21 protein-coding genes and 1 rRNA gene are annotated in these 24,411 nt (G+C 66.4%); 6 read left to right on the forward strand and 16 right to left on the reverse strand.

What is annotated here, in order from left to right; genetic code table 11:
* Positions 1 to 2: 2 nt before the first annotated feature.
* The 7 genes from ASF79_RS10180 to ASF79_RS10210 all read right to left on the reverse strand — a co-directional run bounded on the left by ASF79_RS10180 (position 3) and on the right by ASF79_RS10210 (position 8,529).
* Positions 3 to 1,175 carry a glycoside hydrolase family 1 protein gene (locus ASF79_RS10180; protein ID WP_055854434.1) on the reverse strand — a complete coding sequence of 391 codons (1,173 nt, stop codon included), beginning with the start codon at positions 1,173 to 1,175 and terminating at the stop codon, positions 3 to 5.
* Positions 1,175 to 2,026 (reverse strand): alpha/beta fold hydrolase, encoded by an 852-nt coding sequence (locus ASF79_RS10185; protein WP_055854438.1) that lies wholly within the window; start codon positions 2,024 to 2,026, stop codon positions 1,175 to 1,177. Before ASF79_RS10185 ends, ASF79_RS10180 begins: the two co-directional genes overlap by 1 nt.
* Entirely contained in the window at positions 2,023 to 3,693 is a 1,671-nt protein-coding gene (locus ASF79_RS10190; RefSeq protein WP_055854440.1) for an ABC transporter ATP-binding protein, read from the reverse strand. The genes ASF79_RS10185 and ASF79_RS10190 overlap by 4 nt, the downstream gene beginning before the upstream one ends.
* Positions 3,690 to 4,628, reverse strand: a complete 939-nt coding sequence (locus tag ASF79_RS10195; protein ID WP_082466496.1) for an ABC transporter permease — start codon at positions 4,626 to 4,628, stop codon at positions 3,690 to 3,692. Before ASF79_RS10195 ends, ASF79_RS10190 begins: the two co-directional genes overlap by 4 nt.
* A complete protein-coding gene (locus ASF79_RS10200; RefSeq protein ID WP_082466498.1) occupies positions 4,625 to 5,686 on the reverse strand; it encodes an ABC transporter permease in 1,062 nt (353 codons plus the stop codon). The genes ASF79_RS10195 and ASF79_RS10200 overlap by 4 nt, the downstream gene beginning before the upstream one ends.
* Positions 5,679 to 7,331, reverse strand: a complete 1,653-nt coding sequence (locus tag ASF79_RS10205; RefSeq protein WP_082495801.1) for an ABC transporter substrate-binding protein — start codon at positions 7,329 to 7,331, stop codon at positions 5,679 to 5,681. The genes ASF79_RS10200 and ASF79_RS10205 overlap by 8 nt, the downstream gene beginning before the upstream one ends.
* A gap of 133 nt (positions 7,332 to 7,464) precedes the next feature.
* The gene (locus ASF79_RS10210; protein ID WP_055854445.1) at positions 7,465 to 8,529 is read right to left on the reverse strand and encodes a LacI family DNA-binding transcriptional regulator; all 1,065 of its coding nucleotides are present in this window, start codon (positions 8,527 to 8,529) and stop codon (positions 7,465 to 7,467) included.
* Positions 8,530 to 8,601: 72 nt separating this feature from the next.
* Between ASF79_RS10210 and ASF79_RS10215 the strand changes: the two genes are divergently transcribed.
* Positions 8,602 to 9,426 (forward strand): aldo/keto reductase, encoded by an 825-nt coding sequence (locus ASF79_RS10215; protein WP_055854448.1) that lies wholly within the window; start codon positions 8,602 to 8,604, stop codon positions 9,424 to 9,426.
* Between the two features lie 3 nt (positions 9,427 to 9,429).
* On the opposite strand, the gene ASF79_RS10220 is transcribed toward ASF79_RS10215, so the two are convergent.
* On the reverse strand, positions 9,430 to 10,740 hold the full coding sequence (locus tag ASF79_RS10220) for a coiled-coil domain-containing protein (RefSeq protein ID WP_055854452.1): 1,311 nt from the start codon (positions 10,738 to 10,740) through the stop codon (positions 9,430 to 9,432).
* Positions 10,741 to 10,838: 98 nt separating this feature from the next.
* Positions 10,839 to 11,822, reverse strand: coding sequence for an aldo/keto reductase (locus ASF79_RS10225; protein ID WP_055854456.1), 984 nt, complete (start codon positions 11,820 to 11,822; stop codon positions 10,839 to 10,841).
* Between the two features lie 115 nt (positions 11,823 to 11,937).
* Here ASF79_RS10225 and ASF79_RS10230 point away from each other — a divergent pair, with 115 nt between their 5' ends.
* Both ASF79_RS10230 and ASF79_RS10235 read left to right on the forward strand, forming a co-directional pair.
* Positions 11,938 to 12,771 carry a DUF4349 domain-containing protein gene (locus ASF79_RS10230; RefSeq protein ID WP_082495802.1) on the forward strand — a complete coding sequence of 278 codons (834 nt, stop codon included), beginning with the start codon at positions 11,938 to 11,940 and terminating at the stop codon, positions 12,769 to 12,771.
* Positions 12,772 to 12,831: 60 nt separating this feature from the next.
* On the forward strand, positions 12,832 to 13,986 hold the full coding sequence (locus tag ASF79_RS10235; protein ID WP_055783456.1) for a bifunctional 2-methylcitrate synthase/citrate synthase: 1,155 nt from the start codon (positions 12,832 to 12,834) through the stop codon (positions 13,984 to 13,986).
* Between the two features lies 1 nt (position 13,987).
* On the opposite strand, the gene ASF79_RS10240 is transcribed toward ASF79_RS10235, so the two are convergent.
* Genes ASF79_RS10240 through ku form a run of 3 tightly spaced genes read right to left on the reverse strand, consistent with a single transcriptional unit; the run spans position 13,988 to position 17,236 of the window.
* Positions 13,988 to 15,169, reverse strand: coding sequence for a glycoside hydrolase family 3 N-terminal domain-containing protein (locus ASF79_RS10240; RefSeq protein WP_055854460.1), 1,182 nt, complete (start codon positions 15,167 to 15,169; stop codon positions 13,988 to 13,990).
* A 9-nt stretch (positions 15,170 to 15,178) separates the two neighbouring features.
* Positions 15,179 to 16,333, reverse strand: a complete 1,155-nt coding sequence (locus ASF79_RS10245; protein ID WP_055854463.1) for an acyl-CoA dehydrogenase family protein — start codon at positions 16,331 to 16,333, stop codon at positions 15,179 to 15,181.
* 9 nt (positions 16,334 to 16,342) lie between these two features.
* Complete coding sequence (ku, locus tag ASF79_RS10250; protein WP_055854465.1) at positions 16,343 to 17,236, reverse strand: non-homologous end joining protein Ku; 894 nt, start codon at positions 17,234 to 17,236, stop codon at positions 16,343 to 16,345.
* A gap of 71 nt (positions 17,237 to 17,307) precedes the next feature.
* Between ku and ASF79_RS10255 the strand changes: the two genes are divergently transcribed.
* Together ASF79_RS10255 and ASF79_RS10260 are read left to right on the forward strand one after the other, a co-directional pair.
* Entirely contained in the window at positions 17,308 to 19,755 is a 2,448-nt protein-coding gene (locus ASF79_RS10255) for an ATP-dependent DNA ligase (RefSeq protein ID WP_055854468.1), read from the forward strand.
* A gap of 17 nt (positions 19,756 to 19,772) precedes the next feature.
* On the forward strand, positions 19,773 to 20,207 hold the full coding sequence (locus ASF79_RS10260; protein ID WP_055854471.1) for a DUF3592 domain-containing protein: 435 nt from the start codon (positions 19,773 to 19,775) through the stop codon (positions 20,205 to 20,207).
* A gap of 21 nt (positions 20,208 to 20,228) precedes the next feature.
* On the opposite strand, the gene ASF79_RS10265 is transcribed toward ASF79_RS10260, so the two are convergent.
* Positions 20,229 to 20,696: an NUDIX hydrolase gene (locus ASF79_RS10265; protein ID WP_055854475.1), complete on the reverse strand. Its 468-nt coding sequence runs from the start codon at positions 20,694 to 20,696 to the stop codon at positions 20,229 to 20,231.
* Positions 20,697 to 20,743: 47 nt separating this feature from the next.
* On the opposite strand from ASF79_RS10265, the gene ASF79_RS10270 reads away from it, so the two are divergent.
* Entirely contained in the window at positions 20,744 to 22,240 is a 1,497-nt protein-coding gene (locus ASF79_RS10270) for an SDR family oxidoreductase (RefSeq protein ID WP_055854479.1), read from the forward strand.
* Positions 22,241 to 22,258: 18 nt separating this feature from the next.
* Here the strand turns inward: ASF79_RS10270 and ASF79_RS10275 are convergent, their stop codons facing one another.
* The 3 genes from ASF79_RS10275 to rrf form a co-directional block, all read right to left on the reverse strand.
* The gene (locus tag ASF79_RS10275; RefSeq protein WP_055783479.1) at positions 22,259 to 22,438 is read right to left on the reverse strand and encodes a hypothetical protein; all 180 of its coding nucleotides are present in this window, start codon (positions 22,436 to 22,438) and stop codon (positions 22,259 to 22,261) included.
* 65 nt (positions 22,439 to 22,503) lie between these two features.
* Complete coding sequence (locus ASF79_RS10280) at positions 22,504 to 24,210, reverse strand: AMP-binding protein (protein WP_055783481.1); 1,707 nt, start codon at positions 24,208 to 24,210, stop codon at positions 22,504 to 22,506.
* A gap of 81 nt (positions 24,211 to 24,291) precedes the next feature.
* Positions 24,292 to 24,403, reverse strand: a 5S ribosomal RNA gene (gene rrf, locus ASF79_RS10285).
* Between the last annotated feature and the right edge of the window lie 8 nt (positions 24,404 to 24,411).

Below are 24,411 nucleotides of genomic sequence, written 5' to 3' on the forward strand. Positions count from 1 at the left end.
GCTTAGAGCCCGTTGGCCTTCGCGACCTCGCCGTACCAGCTCGCGCTGGGCTTGGGGGTGCGATCGAAGGTCTGCTTGTCCCAGGCGATGAGCCCGAAGGTGGGCGCGAAGCCAGACGCCCACTCGTAGTTGTCGAGAGCGGACCAGTGCTGGTAGCCCAGTAGCGTGACGCCGTCTTCGATGCACGCGTGCAGCCCCTCGAGGGCGCCGCGGGTGTAATCGATGCGGCGGCTGTCGTCCTGGGTCGCGATGCCGTTCTCGGTGACCATGACCGGAGTGTGGTCGCTGAGCTCCCAGGCGGCGCGAACGCCGATTCCGGCGGCCGGAGGGAAGTACTCCCACTCAGTGAGCGTCTTCTCCACCTCGGCGGCGGGCGGGCGGATGCCCTCCGGTCCGACGATGTTGCGCGTGTAGGCCTGCACGCCGATGAAGTCGTCGCCCGCGGCGCTCTCGAGGTACCAGTCTTCGGCCGGGTAGGCGATCTCGCGCTTCTTCTCTTCGGAGCCCGGCTCATCGGCCGCCTCGAACGCCTGGGTGGCGATGGTCCAGCCCGTCTTGAGTCCCGAGACCTGCGACAGCACCTCACGGGAGCGGCGGTGCGACTCGAGCAGCGCATCCGCGACGCCGAGGTCGGGCTTGGGAAGGCCGTACGCGACGAGGTTCGACGCGTCTTCTCCCCCGGCCAGCATCGCGGCGATGTTGGGCTCGTTGATCGTGCAGACGTAGTTCACGCCCTCCGCCACGACGGGCAGAGCGAGCTCCGTGTAGCGGGCGAACAGATCCGCCGCGTCGGACGCACGCCAGAAGCCGTCGTTCTCGAACCAGCGGGGCACGGTGAAGTGCATCAGCGTCACGATCGGCTCGATGCCGAACTCGTGGCAGGTGTCGACCATGCGCCGATAGTGATCGACCGACGCGCGCGAGTACAGCCCGCGCTCGGGTTCGATGCGCGACCACTCGATGCTGAACCGGTACGAGTTCAGCCCGAGCTCTGCGAGCAGACGGACGTCTTCGCGGTAGCGGTGGTAGCTGTCGGCCGCGTCTCCGGAAGGCTCGACGATCGTGGTGCCCGGCTCGTTCTCGTGAACCCACCAATTGCTGTTGACATTGTTTCCCTCGATCTGGTGCGCGGCGGTAGCCGCACCCCACAGAAAGCCGTCGGGGAAGGTGAGCATCAGGATTCTCCTTTGTGGTTGGTGCTGGGGTCTTGTGGGCCCGGCTGCTGCGACCAGAAGCCGTCGAGCAGCTCGGTCGTGTATTCCGGGTTGTCGATGTTCGGCAGGTGCCCGGCGTTCGGGATGATCTCGTAGCGGGCACCGACGCGGCGGGCCATCGCGAGCTGATCGGCGATCGGCCACGCGTCGTCGGCATCTCCGTGCGCCACGAGAACGGCAAGCCGGGTGTCGCGGAGCGCGTCTCCGGTGTCAGGGGTGTCGCGCAGGATGGCGGCGAGGGCGAGGAAATTGTCGTCGCTCGAGGCCGCGGCACGTTCGCGAACGAAGACCTCGTCTTCGTTTCTCGCACCGAGCGGGTTGTTGTGCTCCCACCAGGTGAGCGTGCCGTGTCGAGCCACGAACGCTGCGTCGTCGCGGTGATGCTCGGGTCCCTGGCCTCCCGGTCCCGAGCACAGCATGGTGAGATCGGCGAAGACTGACGGGCGCAGAATGGCCGCCGCTCGGGCGACGAGCCCGCCGAGGCTGTGGCCCACCAGGTGCACGGGGCGGCCTCCCGCGATGCGCTCGGCCACGGCGACCGCGTCGGCCGCGAGGGTGTCGAGAGAGTACTCGTCGATGCCGTGCGGAGCGATCGAATCGGCCTGGCCCCGCTGGCTGTATGAGTAGGCCTCCCACCCTCGATGCGCGGCGAGGTCGACGAGAAAGCGGTGGTCTTCTTTCGACCCGGTGAATCCCGGAACGAAGAGAACGACTCCTCGCTCGGGGCCGTCGGGCATCGCGCGAAATGCGGTCAGGCCGTCGATCGAGAACACGGTGAGCGATTCGGGCAGCGCGAGCCCGCCGAACGTCACGCCACGTCCCGTCGGCCGGGGTTCGGAATCGCGTCGAGCAGACGGATCGTGTATTCGTCGCTCGGGTTGCGCAGCACCTCCGCCGTGTTGCCGCGCTCCACCACCCGTCCGCCGTTCAACACCATGATGTTGTCGGTCACCACGCGCGCCGACAGCAGATCGTGGGTGATGTACAGCAACGAGACCCCCCACTGCTCACGCAGATCTTCGAGAAGAGCGAGCACGCCGGCGCGCAACGACACGTCGAGCATCGACACGGGCTCGTCGGCGATGATCACCTGCGGGTTGCTCGCCAGGGCTCGTGCGATCACCACGCGCTGACGCTGGCCTCCCGAGAGCTGGTGCGGGAGCTTGGCCGCGAACTCCTCGACGGGCGACAGGCCGACGGTGTCGAGCAGCTCGAGAACCCGGCGCCGCGCATCCAGGCCCTTCAGCCCCGTGAAGTTGACGACCGGCCGCGTGAGCGTGTACTCGACGGTGTGCAGCGGGTTCAGTGCGGCGTACGGATCCTGGAACACCATCTGCACGTCGCGGTGCAACTGCCGGAATTGGCCTCTGCGCAGAGAGCCCACGTCGAGGTCACCGAAGCGCACGCTGCCCGCAGAGGGTTTCTCGACGGCGGTGATCAGTTTCGCCAGCGTCGACTTGCCGCTTCCGGATGCGCCGACGAGCGCAAGCGACTGGCCCGGCTCGAGCGTGAACGAGACGTCGTCGACCGCGGTGACCTGCGGCTCGCCGCGGCGCGGTGCCGGGTACACCTTCGAGACGTGGTCGACGACGATAGCCTTCTGATCCTGGCGCCGGGTGCGCGACGACACGGTCGGCGGTGCCGCGGCGGGTGCACGGCGGGTGCGGCCCTCGAAGCCGGGCAGCTTCACGACCTCGGCCCGCGGATCCGCGTAGTGCGACAGCAGCATCTTCGTGTAGTCGTCGCCGGGGTTCTCGAGGATCTGCCGAGACGGCGCATCCTCGACGATCTCGCCCTCGTGCATCACGAGCACCCGCTGCGCCGACTCGAGGACGATGCCGAGATCGTGGCTGATCAGCAACGCCGTGAAGTTCTCTCTCTTCTGCAACTCGATGATCGTGTCCATCACGGCGTGCTGCACGAGAACGTCGAGCGCGGTCGTCGGCTCGTCGAACACCATGAGCTTCGGCTCGAGCGACAGGGCGAGCGCGATCGATACGCGCTGACGCATTCCTCCGGACAGCTCGCCGGGGAACCGGTCGAGAACGCTGGAGGGCAACTCGACCTTGGCGACGAGTTCCGCCGCCCGGGTGCCCCAGTCGGCTCGGTCGATGTGGCCATGGGCACGGAAGATGTCGACGAAGTGGTTGCGGATGCTGCGCACCGGGTTCAACGCGTTCATGCCCGACTGCAGCACCATGGCGATGCCGCCGTGGCGCTGCTCGCGCAGATCGTCACTCGAGAGGCTCGCGATGTCGACTCCGTCGAGCAGGATCCTGCCGCCCACGACTCGGGCCGGTGGTTTCGAGAGCCCTGTGACGGCGAAGCCCAGGGTGGACTTCCCCGATCCCGATTCGCCTACGAGCCCGACGAATTCGCCGTGCTCGAGGGTGAACGACACATGGTTCACGGCATGAGTGCTGTCTGCACCCTCTCCATAGTCGACGGAGAGGTCTGTGATCTCGAGCAGGGCGGTCATCGCTGCTTTCCTTCCCGGAGGCGCGGATTCGAGATTCCGTCGACGCCGAAGTTGATGAGGGTGAGGCTCGTGGCGAGCAGGGCGATGCACAGGCCGGGCGCGAACAGCAGCGCCCATTGACCGGTGAGCAGGGCGTTGGAGTTCTGCGCCCAGAAGAGCATCGTTCCCCAGCTGACCACCGTGGTGTCTCCGAGGCCCAGATACTCGAGCCCGGCTTCCGCCAGAATCGCCGCTGTCGCCGCTCCGAAGAAGTTGCCCACGATGAGAGAGGTCATGTTCGGCAGGATCTCGCGGAACACGATCCGGAACGGACGTTCGCCGCTGAAGACGGCGGCCGTGACGAAGTCACGAGAACGCAGCGACTGCGTCTGGCTGCGCAGTACGCGCGCACCCCACGCCCATCCTGTGATCACGACGACCACGATGATCATGCCGATACCGCCACCCGAGAGGTACGCGGCGATGACGATCATCAGCGGCAGACCGGGAATCACGAGGAACAGGTTGACGATGAAGTTGATGACATCGGCGCCGAAGCCTCGCACGTAACCCCAGCTGAGGCCCACGAGAACTGCGATCACGGTCGAGAGCAGTCCGGCGATGAGTCCGACGAAGATGCTGATCTGCGCGCCCCAGATGAGCTGGGAGAGCACGTCTTCGCCGGCGGCTGTCGTGCCGAGCCAGTGCGCAGCCGAGGCATCCGCAGAGCGGTCGAAGCCGTTCTGCCTCGCGCCGTACGGAGCCAGCAGCGGTGCGAAGACCGCGATCAGGATCATCAGTCCGAGGATGATGATGCCGATGCGGGCCTTGCCGTTCGACCACACGGTCGATGCGACGCGCAGCACCACCTTGAGCGGGCTCGGTGCGGGCGCGATCGACGCTTCCTCGATGGCGCGCACAGCGCGGGTCGAGGGGGGAATGCTCTGGGTGCTCATCGGCGGGTCCTCGGGTCAAGCACGCCGTACAAGATGTCGACGAGGAAGTTGGCGATGAGCACGCTCACGGTGATCATCAGGAACAGGGCCTGCATCAACGGGTAGTCCTGGTTGGTGACCGCGTTGAAGAGCAGGTAGCCGATGCCGGGGTATCCGAACACCCGCTCGACCAGGATCGATCCGCCGACGACGCCGCCGAGTGCAAGCCCGAACGAGGTGAGGTTCGGAAGGATTGCGTTGCGTGCCGCGTAGCGCAGGGCGACGGTGCGAGGCTTCAACCCGTTGGCCTCGGCGAAGGTCACGTAGTCGTCGCCGATCGTCGAGATCATCGTGTTGCGCATTCCGAGAATCCAGCCGCCGAGCGAGGTGATGAGGATCGTCAGCGCGGGTAGAGCGGCGTGATAGATCGCGTCGCCGAGGAAGCCGATCGTGAACTGCGGTGATGCGGTCGGCCCGTATGCGCCGGAGGTGGGGAACAGCCTGCCGACGTACCCCGCGAAGAACAGCAGAAGCAGAGCGGTCCAGAAATACGGGAACGCGCTGGCGAACGATCCCGCGAGGGTGGGCAGCGTGTCGAGCCAGGTTCCGCGCTTCCAGGCGGCGAGCACGCCGAGCAGGGTGCCGAGAACGAAGGCGATGATCGTCACGACGCCGACCAGCACGAGCGTGTACGGCAGCGCGGTGCTGACGAGCTCGGAGACGCTCTGCGGGTAGAACGTGTACGAGACGCCGAAGTCGAGCGTGATGACCTGATGCAGGTACGCCACATACTGCTCGAGGATGTTGCCGGTCGGCACTCCCAGTTGGGCCTCGATGGCCGCCTTGGTCGCGTCGCTGACCGGACCGTTCTGTGCCAGCTTCGCGAGGGCCGCGTCGGCCGGCGAACCGGGCATCAGACGGGGAAGGATGAAGTTGAGCGTGATGGCCGCCCACAGCGTGAGTAGCAGCAGGCCGGCCTTGCGGGCCACGTAGCCCCATGCCCTCCCTCCGCCTGATCCTGATGTGCGGGGCGCGGCAGAGACATCGGCGCTGCCGGGCGCGATCGTGACGCTAGTCATCGTTGACCTTCTTCAGATGGGTGAGAACGAGCAGGGGTGTGGAGTCGTAGGTCTTGGGCGAGGCATACGGGTCGGCTTCGCTCGGCCAGCCGGTGAACTTCGCGTTGCTCACGAGGCCCCATGATCCGCCGTAGTACAGGCTGAACACGGGCAGATCGTTGTAGACGATGTTCTGCAGCTGATAACCCAGCTGCTTCTGCTTCTCCGGATCGATGGCGAGCTTGTACTGGGTCAGCAGATCATCGGCTTCGGGGTTGTTGTACCGCTCGAAGTTGAACACGGCCTCTTCTCCGACCGGCTTGAGGTAGTCACTCGAGAGGAGCCCGTTGAAGTCGCGGAAGATCGAGCCGGTTCCGCCCGTTCCGCCCATGGCGAGGTCGTACTCGCCGTTGCGCAGAGCCAGTTGGTAGGCCGCGGGCTGCGGGCTCGCCACCTTCACGTCGATGCCGATGGCGCCCCACTGCTTCTGCACCTCCTGCACGCCCTTGAGCCAGTCGTTGTAGCCGTTGGCCGTCGTGATGGTGAAGCTCAGCTGGGTGCCGGAAGCATCCACGAGCTTTCCGCCCTGCTGGGTGTAGCCGGCCTGAGCGAAGTACTCGAGCGCCTTCTGCTGGTTCTGGGCCACGAGCCCCGAGTCGGGGATCGAGGGGTCGAGCAGGTTCTGCTGGTACGGGAGCAGGATGTTGGTCTGGCCCGCCACATCCATGTATCCCTCTGCAGCCGAATCGCCCACGGCCTTGCGATCGAGCGCGAGCGATAGCCCCTGTCGCACGTTCAGATCATTGAAGGGAGCCTTGGTCAGATTCGGGAACAGGGCGACCGTGCCTCCCGGCGGGAACCAGTAGGTGTTCTTGTTGCCGGCCCCGACCCAGGCGCCATCGACATCGGAGATGAACGAATAGGCCCAGTCGTAGCCCTTGGTGGCCACGTCGAGCTGGGTGTTGGTCGCGGGCAGGATGATGTGCTCGGCGGCGACCTTGTCGGCCTGCCAGTAGGTGCGGTTCTTGTCGATCGTGTACTGCTGAGCGGCGAAGTTGCCCAGGGTGTACGGACCGGTGCCGACGGGATCGGGATTGCGGAACGTCGACGGGTCGGGCACATCCTTCCAGATGTGCTCGGGCACGATGAGCGTCGTCGCGATGAGCTGCGCGGCCGGCACATCGGGTGCCTTGAGGTGCACGGTCACCGTCGTGTCGCTCGTCTCGACCGTGTCGATGTAGCTCCAGATGCCCTGCAGGTCGAAGGTCGGGTACTTCTTGAGGAGATCGAAGCTGAATGCGACGTCCTTCGGTGTGAAGGGCTTGCCGTCGCTCCACGTGACGCCGTCGCGAATGGTGAACACCACCGTGGAGGGATCGGGGAGTTCGTAGCCCGTGGCGAGCCACGGGTGCTCTTCGCCCGTCACGTTGTCGAGAATCACGAGCGGCTCGTACATGTAGAAAGCGGCCGTGCGCTTGTTCGTCATGTAGGGGTTGAAGTTGCGCTCGAACAGGGGCGAGCCGTTGTCGGCCGCGACGAGCATCGTGTCTTTCGGGATCGAGGGATCGGGTGCGCTCTCGATCTGGATGCTGCATGCCGCGAGCCCCGTGGTCAGCATGATGGCTGCGACGAGGGCGCCCAATCGGCGTCGGGTTGGGTGCTTCATTGGAACCGCTTTTCTCAGGTCGACGATGAACTGACGTGAATGGTGGTGACGTGCACGTTCACCACACTGTATGCGCTTACAGTTTGCAAATGCAAGCGGAATGCCCAGAGCGCTGCGAGCTCGCAGGCGACAGCTACGGGCAGCTCTCCCGCAGCACGACCTGCACTGGAAGCACGAGCGACCGCGCCTCCATCGACGGGTCGTCGAGCCGCGCGGTGAGCGCCTGAATGGCCGCTCGTCCGAGCTCGACCATCGGCTGATGCACGGTCGTCAGTCGTGGCGACGAGTGCCGCCCGGCCGCGATGCCGTCGAATCCGGTGACCATGACGTCGTCCGGGACGCTGATCGATCGGCGACCCATCGCATCCAGAACGCCGAGGGCCGTCTGATCGTTCGAGCAGACGATCGCGTCGGGCAGCGTGTCGACCCCGAGCGCGATCTCGCGCCCCCGCACCCGACTGAAGTCACCGCGGATCAGCTCGACCGTCACCTCGGAGACACCGTCGACAGCCGCCCGGAATCCCTGCAGTCGCTCGGCATCGTCGGGCGAGTCCTCCGGACCGGCGATGTACAGCAGGCGCCGGGCCCCCGCGCCCAGAACGTGCTCGGTCATCGCACGCATGCCGGGAGCGTTGTTGACGCTCACGTGATCGAACTCGTCTGTTCCGCGCGTCGCGGCGAGAACGACCACGGGGATGCGCCGGGCCACATGCGTGAGCAACTCGTCGGGCACGGTGCGCGCGAGCACGGCCAGGCCGTCGACCCGGCCCGCGATGTCGTTCACGATCGCCTCGCGCGACGCGCCGCGGCCGGCGGCCACCATCAGGGCGAACCCGCGTCGCCAGGCCTCGATCTCGGCCCCGCGCAGCACCTCGTCGAAGTAGAAGTTGTTCGTCTCGGGTTCGGTCGTCGGGTCGTCGCGCACGATCGTCACGCCGCCGGATGCCGCCAGGGGCTGAGCGTCGGATCCCGCCACATCGTCGTGGCCGGGAAAGAACAGCCCGATCACGTTCGTTCGGCGCGCCGCGAGCCCCCGGGCGTTCGCGCTGGGAACGTAGCCGAGGTGTCGTACCGCCTCGAGCACCCGCTCCCGGGTCTGCTCTTTCACCGAGTCGGGACTGCGCAGCACGCGCGACACGCTGGCGATCGATACGCCGGCGCGCTCGGCCACGTCGTAGACGGTAGGCGCTTTCGCCATGCTCGTTTCCCCCCTCGTCGCCCTCTAGTCTGCACGACGGGCGCCCGCCACCGAGTCGTCGATAATGGTCGGGTGCCTACTTCTCCCCTTGTGACCCTGTCCGACGGACGCGCCATCCCCCAGCTCGGCCTGGGCGTCTACAAGGTGTCAGACGCCGAGGCGACGGATGCTGTCGCTCACGCCCTCGACGCCGGCTACCGCCACATCGACACGGCCGCGTTCTACGAGAACGAGAGGGGCGTCGGTCAGGCGGTCCGTGCGAGCGACGTTCCGCGGCATGAGGTGTTCGTCACCTCGAAGGTCTGGCAGAGCGACCACGGATACGACGAGACTCGACGGGCGTTCGACGCCAGCCTCTCGAAGCTCGGCTTCGACTACCTCGACCTCTACCTCATCCACTGGCCTGCCCCGCGGCAGAACCGCTACGTCGAGACCTGGCGTGCGCTCAAGAGCCTCAAGGCCGACGGCCTCGTGCGCTCGATCGGCGTCTCGAACTTCCACCCGCACCACCTCGAGAGGCTCGCAGCGGAGGGTGGAGAGACGCCGGTGATCAATCAGGTCGAGCTGCATCCGTGGCTTCAGCAGGCCGAGGTGCGGGAGTATGACGCCGCACACTCGATCGCGACCGAGGCGTGGTCTCCGTTGGCACGCGGCCGCATCCTCGACGATCCGACGTTGGCGGCGCTCGCCTCGAAGCACGGCCGGTCAGCGGCTCAGGTCGTGCTGCGCTGGCAACTCGACCTCGGCAACATCGTGATCCCCAAGTCGATCACACCGGCACGGATCCGCGAGAACGTCGACGTCTTCGACTTCGAACTCGACGACGATGACCGCGCGCGCATCGCCGCGCTCGACAGCGGCCAGCGCACGGGAAAAGACCCCGACGACCTCGGTTGACGCTCAGGTCAGGTCGTCGACGTGCAGGTGGGTGCAGGTGTCGGCGAAGTCGTGGAAGTTCGCGAAATCGGGTTCATCCCCGGCATTGACGCGGCACTGGCGCTGGCCGAGTCCGGAGCCCGAGGGCATCACCTGGTCGAGCACCGCGATCAGGCGCAGCGAATTGTCGTCTGCTCCTGAGAGGCCCTGACCATCGAGCGCGTTGAAGTCCACCGCATGGCCTCCCCCGCCCACATAGTGCGCCGAATAGATGCCGGCACCCTCGATCTGGCCGGTGCACTTGCGATTGATATCGCTCACTCCGGCCGAGCCGAATGTGCGCACGGCGACGACGATCGCGGCGAGGATCTGCGTGTCGATGCCGCAGTTCTCCACGGAGTCACCGGCAGCGATCCACTCGATCTCCTGAAGGTGGTCGGGCTGGGCGCCCGTCAGACGACCGGCCTGGATGTCGCCGACCAGTTCCAGCGCGAGCGTGCGTGCGTCGTCAGAGATGGGCGCTCCGGGCGCGGACCCCGCCTGGGCGGCGGCCGCAGCCGCAGCAGCCGCGGCCGCCTCCGCCGCCGCGATGCCTGCCTGGTAGTCCGCTTCTGTGGTTGCGACGTTCTGAGTGAGCGAGGCGAGTTGAGCCTGCAGCTCCGACTCGTGGGCGGACTGGGCGTTCACCGCGCTGACCGCAGCCTTCTGAGCAGAGAGGGCGTCGGAGAGCGAGGACGCCGCCGTGTTCGCCAGCGACGTCAACGCGTCTTTCGCGACCTGCGCCTGATCACTCATCGCCGCCGCGTCGTTGCTCTGCGTCTTCGCGGTGGCATACACGCCGGAGACCGTTTGACTGAGTTTGCTCAACGACCCCAGCTTGCCGAGCAGATCGTCGCTCTCGCCGGAGGAGCTGGTCAGCAGCATCGACGTGACGTCTTCACCACCGCCCAGGCGAGCGAACTGCGCCGCGAGCTGCGCAGCCTGCTTCTTCGACGCGTCCGCGGACGCTTGCAGGGTGGCCGCGCGATCCGCGAGCGAATCCGCCGTCTTCTGTCCTTCTTCGAGCGCCTTCTGCGCCTTCTCGTTGAGCGTCCACTTCTCGTTGGCCTGCTGCTGAGCTGCCGACGCCTCGTCTTTCAGCTGCGCGAGGAGTTGGGTGATCTGGTCGACCTCGCTCTGCTTCGCCGATTCGCTCGCCTTCGCGGCCTGCACGTCGTCCCATGACGGGTAGTCGTCGGCCCGTGCGGCCGCGCCGCCAGACAATGTGGTCGCGCCGACAATCGCGGCGACGACCAGGGCCGTGATCGTATGGTTCGTACGACGTGCTCTGCTCACCGATGTCCTCGTTCTCTTGGGCCGCCTACGAAAGTAGACCCGAGTTCGCGAGCATCGACGCAGCAACACGCCACCGGCGCATCACCCACGGCAACTTGTCACCAGCGGCCGTGCACGGCCTCGCGGAAGTAGCGATCGTAGATGTCGTTGACGCCGTCTTCGAAAGCCTCGCCGAGATAACCGACAGAGCCGGCTGCGGCGTTCGCACGGGCCTGAGCCACATTGCGCGCACCGGGAATGACCGAGCTGACACCGGGACGCGACGCGACCCACGCGAGGGCCGCCGCGGCAGGTGTCGTTCCGTCAGGCACGAGCTCCGCGAACTCGCGGGCGGCAGCGACGCCGGCCTCGAAGTCGACACCGGAGAAGGTCTCGCCCACGTCGAACGCGCTGCCGTCGCGGTTGTAGTTGCGGTGGTCGTCGGCCGCGAACACCGTGTCGGCCGAGTACCGCCCACTGAGCAGACCGGATGCCAGCGGAACCCGCGCGATGATGCCCACTCCGGCCTCGATGGCCGCGGGCAGGACGGCATCGAGAGGCTTGAGACGGAAGGCGTTGAGGATGATCTGCACCGTTGCGGTGCCGGGGCGAGCGATGGCCGCGAGGGCCTCGTCGCACGTCTCGACGCTGACGCCGTAGTTGGCGATGACACCGTCGTCGACGAGCGTGTCGAGCGCGTCATACACGGCGTCGGAGCTGAACACCGCGGTGGGCGGGCAGTGCAACTGCACCAGATCGAGCGTCTGCACGTTGAGGTTGCGCCTCGAGCGGTCGGTCCACTCGCGGAACTTCTCGAGCGTGAAGTTCGACGGGTCCTGCGCCTCGCGTCGACCCATCTTCGTCGCCACGGTGACCTCGCTGACGGGGTGCGCCTCGAGGTATTCGCCGATCAACTGCTCACTGCGGCCGTCGCCGTAGACATCGGCGGTATCGAAGAACGTGACGCCCGACTCGACGGCCGCATCGAGAACCGCGTGGGCCTCGGCGGCGCTCACGTCGCCCCAATCCGCTCCGAGCTGCCAGGTACCGAGTCCGATGCTCGATACGGTTCGTCCAGTGCGTCCGAGAGTGCGATAGTCCATGCATCGAGCCTAGGTGCTCGTCCCCACGCAAGGTCCGTAACGGCGCGATAACGAGAGGGTAACCATCGCATCTCGCTCACTCTGCTCGCAGCCAACCGTCCCTAGCGTGACCCTCATGAAGAGATTCGCGCTCGCAGCCGTCGCCACCGTCGCCGCCGCATTGCTGTTCACGGGGTGCTCCAGTTCGTCCGGGGCGCCGGCCCCGGCCTCGCCCCAGCAGGAGAGGTCCGCGCCCGGCACGCCTCAAGACGGTGCCGTGTCGGCCGATGCGCAGGTCGTCACGACGGGGTGGGTCTCGATCACCGTGGATGACCCTGCCGAAGCCAGCGGATCGGCGGTGAGCGTGGTCGAGCAGCACGGCGGGCGCATCGACAATCGTTCAGAACAGGCCGAGACGGGTTCGGAGTCTGCGAGCGCGGCGCTCACGATCCGGGTGCCTCAAGACGAGGTCACAGAAACACTCGACGATCTGAAGAAACTCGGAACCGTCGAGTCTGTGTCGATCTCGTCGACAGACGTCACGGCCCAGACGACCGACCTCGATGCCCGCATCACGGCGATGCAGGCATCGGTCGACCGGCTTCTCGACCTCATGGCCGCCGCCACTGACACCGACGACCTGATCACGCTCGAGTCCGCGCTCTCCACGCGTCAAGCCGAGCTGGATTCCCTGACGTCGCAACGCGACCTGCTGGGCGACCAGATCTCCTATTCGACGATCGATCTGCAGTTGCACACCGCGGGTGCGATCGCAACGGGTGCGCCCCGGGACTTCTGGGGTGGATTGCTCGTCGGCTGGCGTTCCTTCGTCGGCGCTCTCAACGGTTCCCTGGTGGCCTTCGGCGTGGCCCTGCCCTGGCTGGCCGTTCTGACAATCCTCGCGTCGGTCACGATCGTCATCATCCGCACGGTGTCCCGACGCAGAGCTTCCCCTCCGCCGGCCTCCTGATTCATCACCCCGGTTCGATAGCATGGCGACCGCGTCCCCCGTTCGGGAGGGCGCAGCCTCATGCGAAGGAGCCCGCCCGTGTCAGATTCGTCCGCGATCGTCGAAGAACCTCGCATCCACAAGGGCCTGGCCGGTGTCGTCGTCGACACGACGGCCATCTCCAAGGTCAATCCCGAGAGCAACTCGCTGCTCTATCGCGGCTATCCCGTTCAAGAACTGGCCGCGCTCTGCTCGTTCGAACAGGTGGCGTATCTGCTCTGGCACGGCGAGCTCCCCACCGACGAGCAGCTCGCGGAGTTCGAGCGCGTGGAGCGCGCTCAGCGAGCGCTGCCCGTCGCGGTCCGTCGCATCATCGACGAGCTGCCGCTCACCGCTCACCCGATGGATGTGCTGCGCACGGCCGTGAGCGTCATCGGCGCAAGCGACCCACGGGCATCCGACGACTCGCCCGAGGCCGACCTCGAGAAGGCGATCGGTCTCTACGCCAGAATCCCCGCGATCGTGGCCTACGACCAGCGACGTCGTCACGGAGACGACGTCGTCGAACCGCGCGACGACCTCGGCTACTCGGCCAACTTTCTTCACATGACCTTCGGCGATGTTCCTGAGCTGGTCGTGGTCGACGCGTTCGACGTCTCGATGATCCTCTACGCGGAGCATTCGTTCAACGCGTCCACCTTCACGACCCGGGTCATCACCTCGACTCTCGCCGACCTGTACTCGGCGGTCGTCGGAGGGATCGGCGCGCTCAAAGGACCCCTGCACGGCGGGGCCAACGAGGCCGTGATGCACACGTTCGACGAGGTGGGCCGCGCCGACAAGGCTGCCGCCTGGCTCGACACCGCCCTCGCCGAGAAGCGCAAGATCATGGGCTTCGGCCACCGCGTCTACAAGCACGGCGACTCGCGAGTGCCCACGATGAAGACCAGCCTCGACGCACTCCTCGAGCACTACGACCGCCCCGATCTCGGTGCCCTCTACGACGCGCTCGAGACCGCCATGACCGCGCGCAAGAACATCCTGCCGAACCTCGACTACCCGTCGGGCCCCGCGTATCACCTCATGGGATTCGACACCGAGACGTTCACGCCGCTGTTCGTCGCGAGTCGCATCGTGGGCTGGACCGCTCACATCATGGAGCAGCGCGCCTCGAACTCACTGATCAGGCCGCTGAGCGCCTACTCCGGTCACGACGAGCGGCACCTCGAGGGCTGAATCAGAACGCAACGTCGGGATGCTGCCGGAGCCAGAGGGTCCGGCGCAGCTCCAGGTCTCGTTCGACCGCGTCGTCGATGACGGCGGGGTCGATGCGCCCGGCCTCGACGGCGCCGACGACCGAGGAGATGGTCGCGTCGATGTCCCCCGGTGTCACGTAGAGAAGCAGGTCGTTGCCGGCGGCGACCGCTCGGATGGCGTTCTCACCCGCATTCGCGTACTCGGGAAGGCCGGTCGCCTCGAGCATGCCCATGTCGTCGGTCACGGTCACGCCCGTGAACCCCAGTTCGTCTCGCAGGACGGCGTGCCAGGTAGACGACAGGCTCGCCGGCTGCGGGTCGACGGGCGTGTAGGCAAGGTGACCGAACATCACGAGTTCGGCTCCTCCGTCGATGCCCGCTTCGAAGGGTGGCGCGTCTCGAACACGCCATCCGTTCAGGTCGACGTCGATCTGCGGCACGCTGGTGTGCGAATCGCCCGTCGACTCCCCGTGCCCGGGAAAGTGCTTGAGCGTGCTGAAGACGCGCCCTTTCTCACCGGCGACCGCGGCAGCGACCTTCGGCGACGCCGACGCGGCATCCGGTCCGAGCGCTCGGCTGAAGATGAACGACGTCGGATCGGCCGTGACATCGGCGACGACGCCGAAGTTCACCGAGATTCCGGCGTCATGAAGTAGCGCCGCACGACCGGTGAAGGCGTCGAGCGTCGCCGATTCCGGCTCGGCAGCGAGAGTGTCCGCTCCGGCGAAGCCGTCGTACGGAAGCCGGGTCACGTCGCCGCCCTCCTCGTCGACCGCTATGAGCGGGGCGAGACCGTCTTCCGAGGCGACTCCGCCTGTCAGAGCAGCCAGCTCCTCTTGCGTTGCCGGAATGTTCTCGCCCATGAGGATCAGTCCGCCGAGGCCTCGCGACGACACGGCGGCCTGCCACGCCGCCCCGTCGACCCCGGGCGCACGAACGATGAACATCGAGGCGACCTTCTGCTCGAGCGTCATGGTGTCGGCGCGCACCGACGCATACTGCGCCGTCATCTCCTCGACAGAGGGGGCAGGGGCCGGCGTCGCCTGCGCGGTCTTCGTCGGGGTCTCGGCAGGAGCGTCCTGCGTCTTGCCCGCCCCAGCGCACGATGTCAGCAGCAGGCCGAGGCAGACGAACGTCGATATGGCGGCGGCTCTACGACGCATCGGACGCCATCACTCGGTCACCGGGCCCAGGAGCGAGTTGGCCACGGTGGCATGTGCGGATTCGTCGTCTGACGGGTGGAACATGCCCGCCAAGACGTCGCGGTAGAGACGGCCGAGCTCGCTCGAGTTCGACATCGCCGACCCTCCGGTCACTCTGATCGCCTGGTCCACCACGACACGTGCGGTCTCGGTCGCACGCACTTTCACACCCACGAGCTTCGAGAACCAGCGGGTGCCGTGGTCGACGAGTTCGTCGACATCGCGGCCCAACGCGTCGATCTGCGGTTCGAGCGCGTCAAGCGCGATCGCGGCCTCGGCAACGCGATGCCTGATGTCGGGGTCGGATGCGTAGGGTCGGCCGCCCGACTTCAGGCTCGTTCTTCGGTGGGCAGCCTGCACCGCCAGCTCGAGGGCGCGGTCGGCGATACCGGCGTAGACGGCTGCCACGAGGATCTCGAAGTTCGCGAAGATCGCGAAGACGAGCGGGTCTGCGCTCGGCCCAGGCGCGATGCGTCGGAACACGCGATCGGCCGGCGCCGTGACTCCCTCGAGGATCGTGGTGTGGCTCTGCGTCGCGCGCATGCCGAGCGTGTCCCAGTCATCTTCGATTCGATACCCGCCGGCCGCCCGATCGATGAAGGCGTGCACGAGCTGGGGCGCATCCGGGCTCGTGTCGTCGCGACCGAAGACGCCGAGTCGCGTCCAGACCGGCGACAGCGACGTGAAGATCTTGCGGCCGGTGAACGAATACGCCCCGTCCGGATGTCGGTCGGCTCGGGTGCGAGAGTCGAGGAGCACCAGGTCGTTGCCCGGCTCGCTGTTGCCGAAGGCGAAGATCTCACCGGCGACAGCCTCGTCGAGCACGAAGGCGAGCGACTCGTCTCCGCGATCCCGCAGGGCCTTCGCCACGCCCGTCCAGACGAGGTGCATGTTGATCGCCAGCGCCGTCGCGGGCGCCGCCGCTGCAAGGCGCCTCTGCTCACGCGCGACCGCGGCGAGCCCCAGGCCGCGGCCGCCCTGATCCGTAGAAGCGAAAAGACCGAGATACCCGAGCCCGATCAGCTCTGCAAGATCCTCGTGAGGAAAGACGTTGTCACGGTCGTATCCGGCGGCGCGCGAACGGATGCGCGCGATGACGTCGTCGGGGATCAGCGGGGAATGCACGCCCCCACATTACGCCCGGCGCTTCTTGGTCGCCGCCGGCTCCTTCTCGACAGCAGCCTTCTTCGCCGCAGCCGTCTTCTTCGCCGCCGGCTTCTTCTTCGGTGCCGACTTCTTCTTGGCCGCATTCCGTTCGACGCTCCGGCGCAGAGCCTCCATGAGATCGATGACCTCTCCCCCGGACTCCTTCTCGGGTTGCTCCCCGAACGTCGCGTCGGTGTCGAGGGCCTCGCCCTGCTCGAGCTTCGCATCGATGAGCGTGCGGAGCTGTTGCTGGTAGTCGTCGGTGAAGTCCTCGGGAGAGAAGTCGCTGGCGAAGCTGTCGACGAGCGCGCTCGACATCTCGAGTTCTTTCGCCGTGATGCGCACCCGCTCGTCGAGGGCGGAGAAGGATGCATCGCGCACCTCGTCCGACCAGAGGAGGGACTGCAGCATGAGCACATCGCCGTGTACGCGAAGGGCGCCGAGGCGCGTCTTCTGCCGGAGCGCGAAGTGCACGATCGCGGTGCGGTCGGTCTGCTCGAGCGTTCGCCGCAGTAGCACGTACGACTTGGCGCTCGACGAGTCGGGTTCGAGAAAATAGCTGCGGTCGAGCATGATCGGATCGATCTGCTCGCTCGGCACGAACTCGACCACATCGATCTCGCGGCTCTTCTCCTCCGGCAGACTCGAGAGGTCGTCGTCGGTCAGCACCACGGTGCGCTCCCCGTCGTCGAATGCCTTGTCGATGTGGGCGTAGTCCACGACCTTGCCGCAGATCTCGCAGCGTCTCTGATACCTGATTCGCCCGCCGTCTTCATCGTGCACCTGGTGCAACGAGATGTCGTGGTCTTCGGTGGCCGCGTAGACCTTCACGGGCACGTTCACGAGGCCGAACGTGACGGCGCCTTTCCAGATGGCTCTCATACATCCGAGTGAACTCCTCTCGAAGCGCAAGCACTAGCCCTTGACCCCCGGATCGTGCAGAGAATGTCAGCATGAGCGCGACGAAACAGGTGGTGTCCGTGGGCGGGCAGAGACTCACTCTGACCAACCTCGACAAGGTGTTGTATCCCGAGACCGGAACCACGAAGGGCGAGGTCCTCGACTACTACGCGTCCATCGCGCACGTGTTGATTCCGCATGCCCGCGAGAGGCCCGCCACCCGCAAGAGGTGGGTCAACGGCGTGGGCACCGCGGAGCATCCGGGCGAGATGTTCTTCCAGAAGAATCTCGACGACGGCACTCCGGACTGGGTCACCCGCGGCACGATCGAGCACAAGAACCATTCGAATGACTATCCGCTCGTCAACAATCTCGCCACGCTCACCTGGCTGGGCCAGATCGCGGCACTCGAGATCCACGTGCCGCAGTGGCGGTTCGCTCGAACGGGCGAGCCCAAGAATCCCGATCGTCTGGTGCTCGACCTCGACCCCGGCGAGGGTGCGGGTCTGCCCGAGTGTGCCGAAGTCGCCCGCCTCGCCCGCGAGATCCTGCGCGACATGGGACTCGATCCCATGCCCGTCACGAGCGGGTCGAAGGGCATCCATCTCTATGCGGCCCTCGACGGCCGACAGACGTCAGACGAGGTGTCCGCCGTGGCGCACGAGCTCGCCCGCGCCCTGGAGGCTGCCCACCCCGATCTCATCGTCAGCGACATGAAGAAAGAACTCCGGCAAGGCAAAGTGCTCGTCGACTGGAGCCAGAACAACGGATCGAAGACGACGATTACCCCGTATTCCTTGCGCGGCCGGTCGCATCCGATGGTCGCGGCGCCTCGCACCTGGCGCGAGTTGTCGAGTCCCTCGCTCGCCCAGCTCGACTTCCACGAGGTGCTGCGGCGCGTGAAGCGGCGCGGCGACCCACTCGCCGACCTCACGAAGGGCCACCTCGACGCGCTCGAACCGACGGCCGACCGCCTGTCGACGTACAGGCAGAAGCGCGACGCGTCTAAGACGCCGGAGCCGGTGCCGAGCGAGGCCGCGGAGCCCACCGAGGGGCGCTCGTTCGTCATTCAGGAGCATCACGCGAGGCGGCTGCACTACGACTTTCGCCTCGAACACGACGGGGTGCTGGTGAGCTGGGCGCTGCCGAAGGGAGTGCCCACGTCGGGAAAACAGAACCACCTTGCGGTGCAGACCGAGGACCACCCGCTCGCCTACGGTTCCTTCGAGGGCACGATTCCGGCCGGTGAGTACGGTGGCGGTGAGGTGACGATCTGGGATGCCGGCACGTACGAGCTCGAGAAGTGGCGCGACGGAAAAGAGGTGATCGCCACCCTGACGGGAACGAAGCCGTCGGGCCTCGGCGAGCCACGACGATTGGCCCTCATCCACACGGGGGGCGCCGGCCGCGCCGAGAACAACTGGCTCATCCATCTGATGGATCCGGCTCAGTCGGCAGCGGCGCCCTCGACCACTCCTGCAGCGGATTCTCGGCGCTCGGCGTCCTCGGAGCGATCCATCTCACCGATGCTCGCCACCCTGGGCACCAGGGAGACCGTTCTCGCCGACGACGCCCCCGCAGGATGGGCACTCGAGATGAAGTGGGACGGTATCCGCGCCATCGCCCGGCTACGAGATGGCGAGGTCCGACTCACGAGCCGGAACGGGAACGACCTCACGCGCAGCTTCCCCGAGATAGCCGAGTCGGTGGCGCAGTCCCTCGACGAAACGACCGACTGCGTGCTCGACGGCGAGATCGTCGCGCTCGACGCGCGGGGGCGTCCCGATTTCGGACGCCTGCAGAGCAGGATGAAACTCACGAAGAAATCCGAGGTCGAGCGTGCGATCTCGTCAACCAGGGCGCACTACTTCGTCTTCGATGCGCTCGAGCGGGGCAGCGAGTCGCTGACCTCCCGAGACTACGACGAGAGGCGCGCGGCGCTGCGGGAGATCGTCGTGCCCGACGCGAGCTCCCTCGTGCAGGTACCTCCCGCCTACGAGGGCGACCTCGACGAGGCACTCGCGGCGAGCGCAGAGCTGCACCTGGAGGGCGTCGTGGCAAAGAAGCGCGACTCGACGTATCGATCAGGCAAGAGATCGTCGGCGTGGATCAAGCTCAAGCTGCACAAGACGCAGGAGGTCGTGGTCGTGGGCTGGAGGCCCGGGGCCGGGCGACGGGCGAACACGATCGGTTCGCTGCTCGTGGCCGTACCTCGAGACGGCGAGCTCCGCTATGCGGGTCGGGTCGGGTCGGGCTTCAGCGAACGGGATCTCGCCGAGCTGGCCACACGGTTCGCCCGTATGGAGCGCAAGACGTCGCCGGCGACCGACGTGCCTGCGGCAGACGGCCGCGACGCGCACTGGATCACCCCGTCCGGCGTCGGAGAGGTCGAGTTTGCCGAATGGACGTCGACGAACCGGCTCCGTCAGCCCGTGTGGCGGGGATGGCGCACCGACAAGAACCCGGCGGATGTCGTGGTCGAAGAGCCGCGTCCCGCGTAGACCCCTAAAATCGATCCATGACCACGCCCCTCGACGCAGCATCGCTGGTCGTGGAACTGCTCTCGTGGATCGGGCTCTGCCTCGGCATACCGCTGCTGATCGCGGGCTACGTGCGCCGACTAGCTTTCAGCGGCTGGACCGAGACGATGGCCGTGATCGTGGCTCGTCACCCGGTTCCGGATGCGCCGCGCGGCGACGCTGACGACACGCACGTCTTCCGATGGCTGGGCGACGACGGCCACCTGTACGAGCTGCCCGCAGACACCGAAGAGACCGCCCATCTCGTCGAGGGCGACGACGTGACGGTGTTCGTGAACCCCCGGCGTCCGGAGCAGGCTCGCACCGACCCCGCCCACCGAGAGGGGCATCTGCTGAGGCTTCTCGGCTACATCTTCGCGGGTGTCGGCGCGGTCAGCGTCGTGCTCTCGATCGTGATCGCCGTCGTCGAGTAGCTCAGCGCTCCCGAACGGGCCTCACAGTTCGAAGCGGGCGGCGGGAATCTCATCGAGGGCGTATCGGATGCGCGTGCGCATGTCGAGAGACATCTCCGGCAGCTCGTGGAGGGCGAACCAGCGGGCCTCGGTGTTCTCGCCGTCGGCCGGGTAGGGATCACCGGACACGTAGCGCATGCGGAACGTGAGGTCGAGGTACTCCGACTGGTCGCCGTTCTCGTAGGTCAGCATCGGGAGCGTGTGCACCCATGACAGACGCTCGGCCACGGCGACCACGCCGGCCTCCTCGAGAACTTCGCGAGCGGCGGCGGTGGCGGGCTGCTCGCCCGGATCGATGATGCCGGTCACGGGGGTCCAGTCACCATTGTCGGAGCGTCGAACCATCAGCACGCTGTCGTTGTGTGTGACCACGGCCGTGATGCCCGACAGCCACAGCGGAGCGTGACCGATCTTCTCGCGCAGGGCCAGTACGAAATCAGGAGTCGCCATAAGACGAGACTATGGTGCCGAGCGGCCGCGGGTAGAATCGTTCGGTTATGACAGACCTGCCGAACGAACCCGAAACGCCGCCCGCCGGCTTCACCGCCGACGAGCTCGAGGTGACCCTTCGGGTGCTGGCACAGCTGCACACGCTCGAGCAGGAGCATCCTGATTTCGTGGCCGTGCGTCGAGCGACCGCCAAGATGTTCAAGGCCGTAAAGAACCACGGCCGCCAAGAGAAGCGCGCGCGAATCGCCGCAGCCGACAGGGCCGTCGTCGCGGCCACCGCGACGGGCGCATCCGATCGCATCGACGACGAGACACGCGGCATCCCCCTCGCCAGCACCATCGAGGCGCCCACCGCGGGCACCCTGCTCAAGTCGCGGGCCTGTTACATCTGCAAGCAGCACTACACGCTGGTCGACGCGTTCTATCATCAGCTGTGCCCCGACTGCGCGGCCATGAGCCACGAGAAACGGGATGCCCGTACCGACCTCACCGGCAAGCGCGCGCTCCTCACCGGCGGTCGGGCGAAGATCGGCATGTACATCGCCCTGCGTCTCCTGCGAGATGGGGCCCACACGACCATCACGACGCGCTTCCCCCGGGATGCCGTGCGTCGCTTCTCCAGCCTGCCCGACGCATCCGAGTGGGTGCACCGTCTGAAGGTCGTGGGAATCGACCTGAGAGATCCCGCACAGGTGATCGCCCTCGCAGACGCCGTCGCCGCAGAGGGACCCCTCGACATCCTGATCAACAACGCGGCTCAGACAGTCAAGCGCTCCCCCGGCTCGTACGCACCGCTCACCGACGCCGAGCTGGAGCCGTTGCCGACGGACCGGCCGCTGCCCGAGTTGGTGACCTTCGGCCATACCAACGACGCGCATCCTCAGGCGTTGGCGGCGTCCGTCGCCGCGCACCCGATTCTGGGATCCACCGCACTCGTCGCCGACAAGCTCACGGCGTCGGAACTCACGAATCTCGCCATGGCACCGGGTTCGAGCTCGCTCGACCGCCTCGCCGCGGGAACCGCGATCGACGCCGGAGGGCTGGTGCCCGATCTGCACGACGTCAACAGCTGGACGCAGAACGTCGAGCACGTCGATCCCCTCGAGATGCTCGAGGTGCAGCTCGCCAACACGACGGCGCCCTTCATCCTCGTGAGCCGGCTGCGCCCCGTGATGGCCGCTTCCGAGGCGCGCCGCACGTACATCGTGAACGTGTCGGCCATGGAAGGGCAGTTCAGCCGCCGGTACAAGGGGCCCGGGCACCCGCACACGAATATGGCCAAGGCGGCGATGAACATGCTCACGCGAACGAGCGCCGGCGAGATGCTCGAGTCGGATGGAATTCTGATGACCAGCGTCGACACCGGCTGGATCACCGACGAGCGTCCTCACCCCACCAAGGTGCGTCTGGCGGAAGAGGGCTTCCACGCCCCGCTCGACCTCGTCGACGGCGCGGCACGGGTCTACGACCCGATCGTTCGAGGCGAAGCCGGTGAAGACCTGCACGGAGTCTTCTTGAAGGACTACAAGCCCGCAGCCTGGTAGCTGCAGCCCGCTTCGGGGCTATGCCCGGTCGAGCCAGCGCAGAACACTCATCGGCACGAAGACGGCGGCCGACGACAGCAGCACGCCGCCCACGAACACCTCGGCGAGGAAGCCTCCGTCACCGGGGAACGAGTACGCCATCACAACCATCCCGGCGACGAAGACAGCCAGGCACAGGATGAAGACGATGACTCTCATGAAAACAACTACCGTTCGATCGTGGCGCCGCCGAGGCACCGCATGAAAAAGACTGTGCACCCAGACTATCGTGAGGCCGAGTCGCCCGGTTCCCTCAGCTCGCGTCGCAGGATCTTGCCGACATTGGTCTTCGGCAGCTCGTCGCGGAAGACGATGTACTTGGGTCGCTTGTAGCCGGCCAGGCGATCCTTGAGATAGCCGCGGATGTCGGCCTCGGTGAGCGACGGATCCTGGCGCACGACAAACAACTTGACCGTCTCGCCCGAGTGCTCGTCGTCGACGCCGATGACGCCGGCCTCCTTTACTCTGGGGTCGCTGAGCACCGCCTCTTCGACCTCAGCGGGATACACGTTGAAGCCACCGACCACGATCATGTCCTTCATGCGGTCGACGATCGTCACGTAGCCGTCAGCATCCATGATCGCGACGTCACCCGTGTGCAGCCAGCCGTCGGGTCCGATGGCTTTCGTAGACTCCTCTGGCTTGTTCCAGTAGCCCTTCATGATCTGGGGGCCGAAGACCACGAGTTCTCCCCTCTCGCCCAAGGGAACGGCCACATCGTCGTCGTTGCGGATCTCGACGTAGGTCGACGGAAGGGGAAGGCCGATCGTTCCGAGGCGAGCCGTGCCGATGGTGGGGTTCACCGACACCACGGGAGAGGCCTCGGTCAGCCCGTAGCCCTCCACCATCTGCGAGCCGGTCCTGCGCTCCCACTCCTCGGCGACCTGGGTGCGCAGCGCCATTCCACCTGCGACGCTCAGCTTGAGCGGGGCGAAGTCGAGTGTGTCGAAGCCCGGCCGGTCGAGCAGCGCCGCAGCGAGGGTGCTCACGAGGATGAGAACGCTCGGTCGGTACTTGGTCACGGTCTTGATGAGCGCATCCGTCTCGCGAGGGTTCGTGATGAGCACGTTGTGGGCCCCGAAGTGGAAGAACCCCAGGCAGTTCACCGTGAGACAGAACACGTGATACAGCGGCAGGGCGGCGATGACCGTCTCCACGCCCTCCTGCAGAGCCACCCTGATCGGTCCCATGATCTGGAACTGGTTCGCGAGCATGTTGTGGTGAGTCAGCATGGCGGCCTTCGTGCCGCCGGTGGTGCCTCCGGTGTACTGCAAGAAGGCCAGATCCTCCGGTGCGATGCTGGGTGCGTCGAAGACGAGCTGCGCTCCCCTGCTGAGCGCGTCGCGGAACGAGATGGTGCCCGACAGCGAATGAGCGGGAACCATCTTCTTCACGTACCTGACAGCGAAGTTCGTGAAAGCGCGCTGGGGCAGCGGCAGCAGGTCGCCCACCGAGGTCAAGATGACGTGCCGGATGTCCGTGCCGCCGATCTCCTGGTCGAGCGTGACGGCGAAGTTCTCGAGCACGACGATGGCGACGGCGCCGGAGTCTACGAGAATCGCTTTGAGCTCGTGTGCCGTGTAGAGCGGATTGGCGTTGACGACGACGAGGCCCGCCTTCAGCGCGCCGAACATGGCGACGGGAAACTGGAGGAGGTTGGGCAGCTGGATGACGATGCGATCGCCGGGAACCAGGCCAAGTTCCTTCTGATAGAAGGCCGCCATACGGTCGGAGAGCACATCGACGTCGCGGAACGACAGGGCATGGCCCATGTTCGAGAACGCCGGCTGATCACCGAACTTCGCGCACGTGGCGGCGACGAGTTCGGGGATCGATCGGAACGTGATGTCGGGGATGTCCGAGTCCTGGCCAGGAGGGTAGCTCGCGAGCCATGGTCGGGCGGACTGGGGATGATTCTCTGCTCTGAGCACCCTACGACTTTACCGTCCTGCTGAGAAGGTCGTTAAACAGCGAATGGCCACCCCTAGGGGGTGGCCATTCGTGTAATAGGAGTCCGGCGGTGTCCTACTCTCCCACAAGGTCCCCCTTGCAGTACCATCGGCGCAGAGAGTCTTAGCTTCCGGGTTCGGAATGTGACCGGGCGTTTCCCTCTCGGGCGCGCGAACCCTGAT

The sequence above is a fragment of the Agreia sp. Leaf335 genome, assembly GCF_001423605.1.
Lineage (GTDB): Bacteria > Actinomycetota > Actinomycetes > Actinomycetales > Microbacteriaceae > Agreia.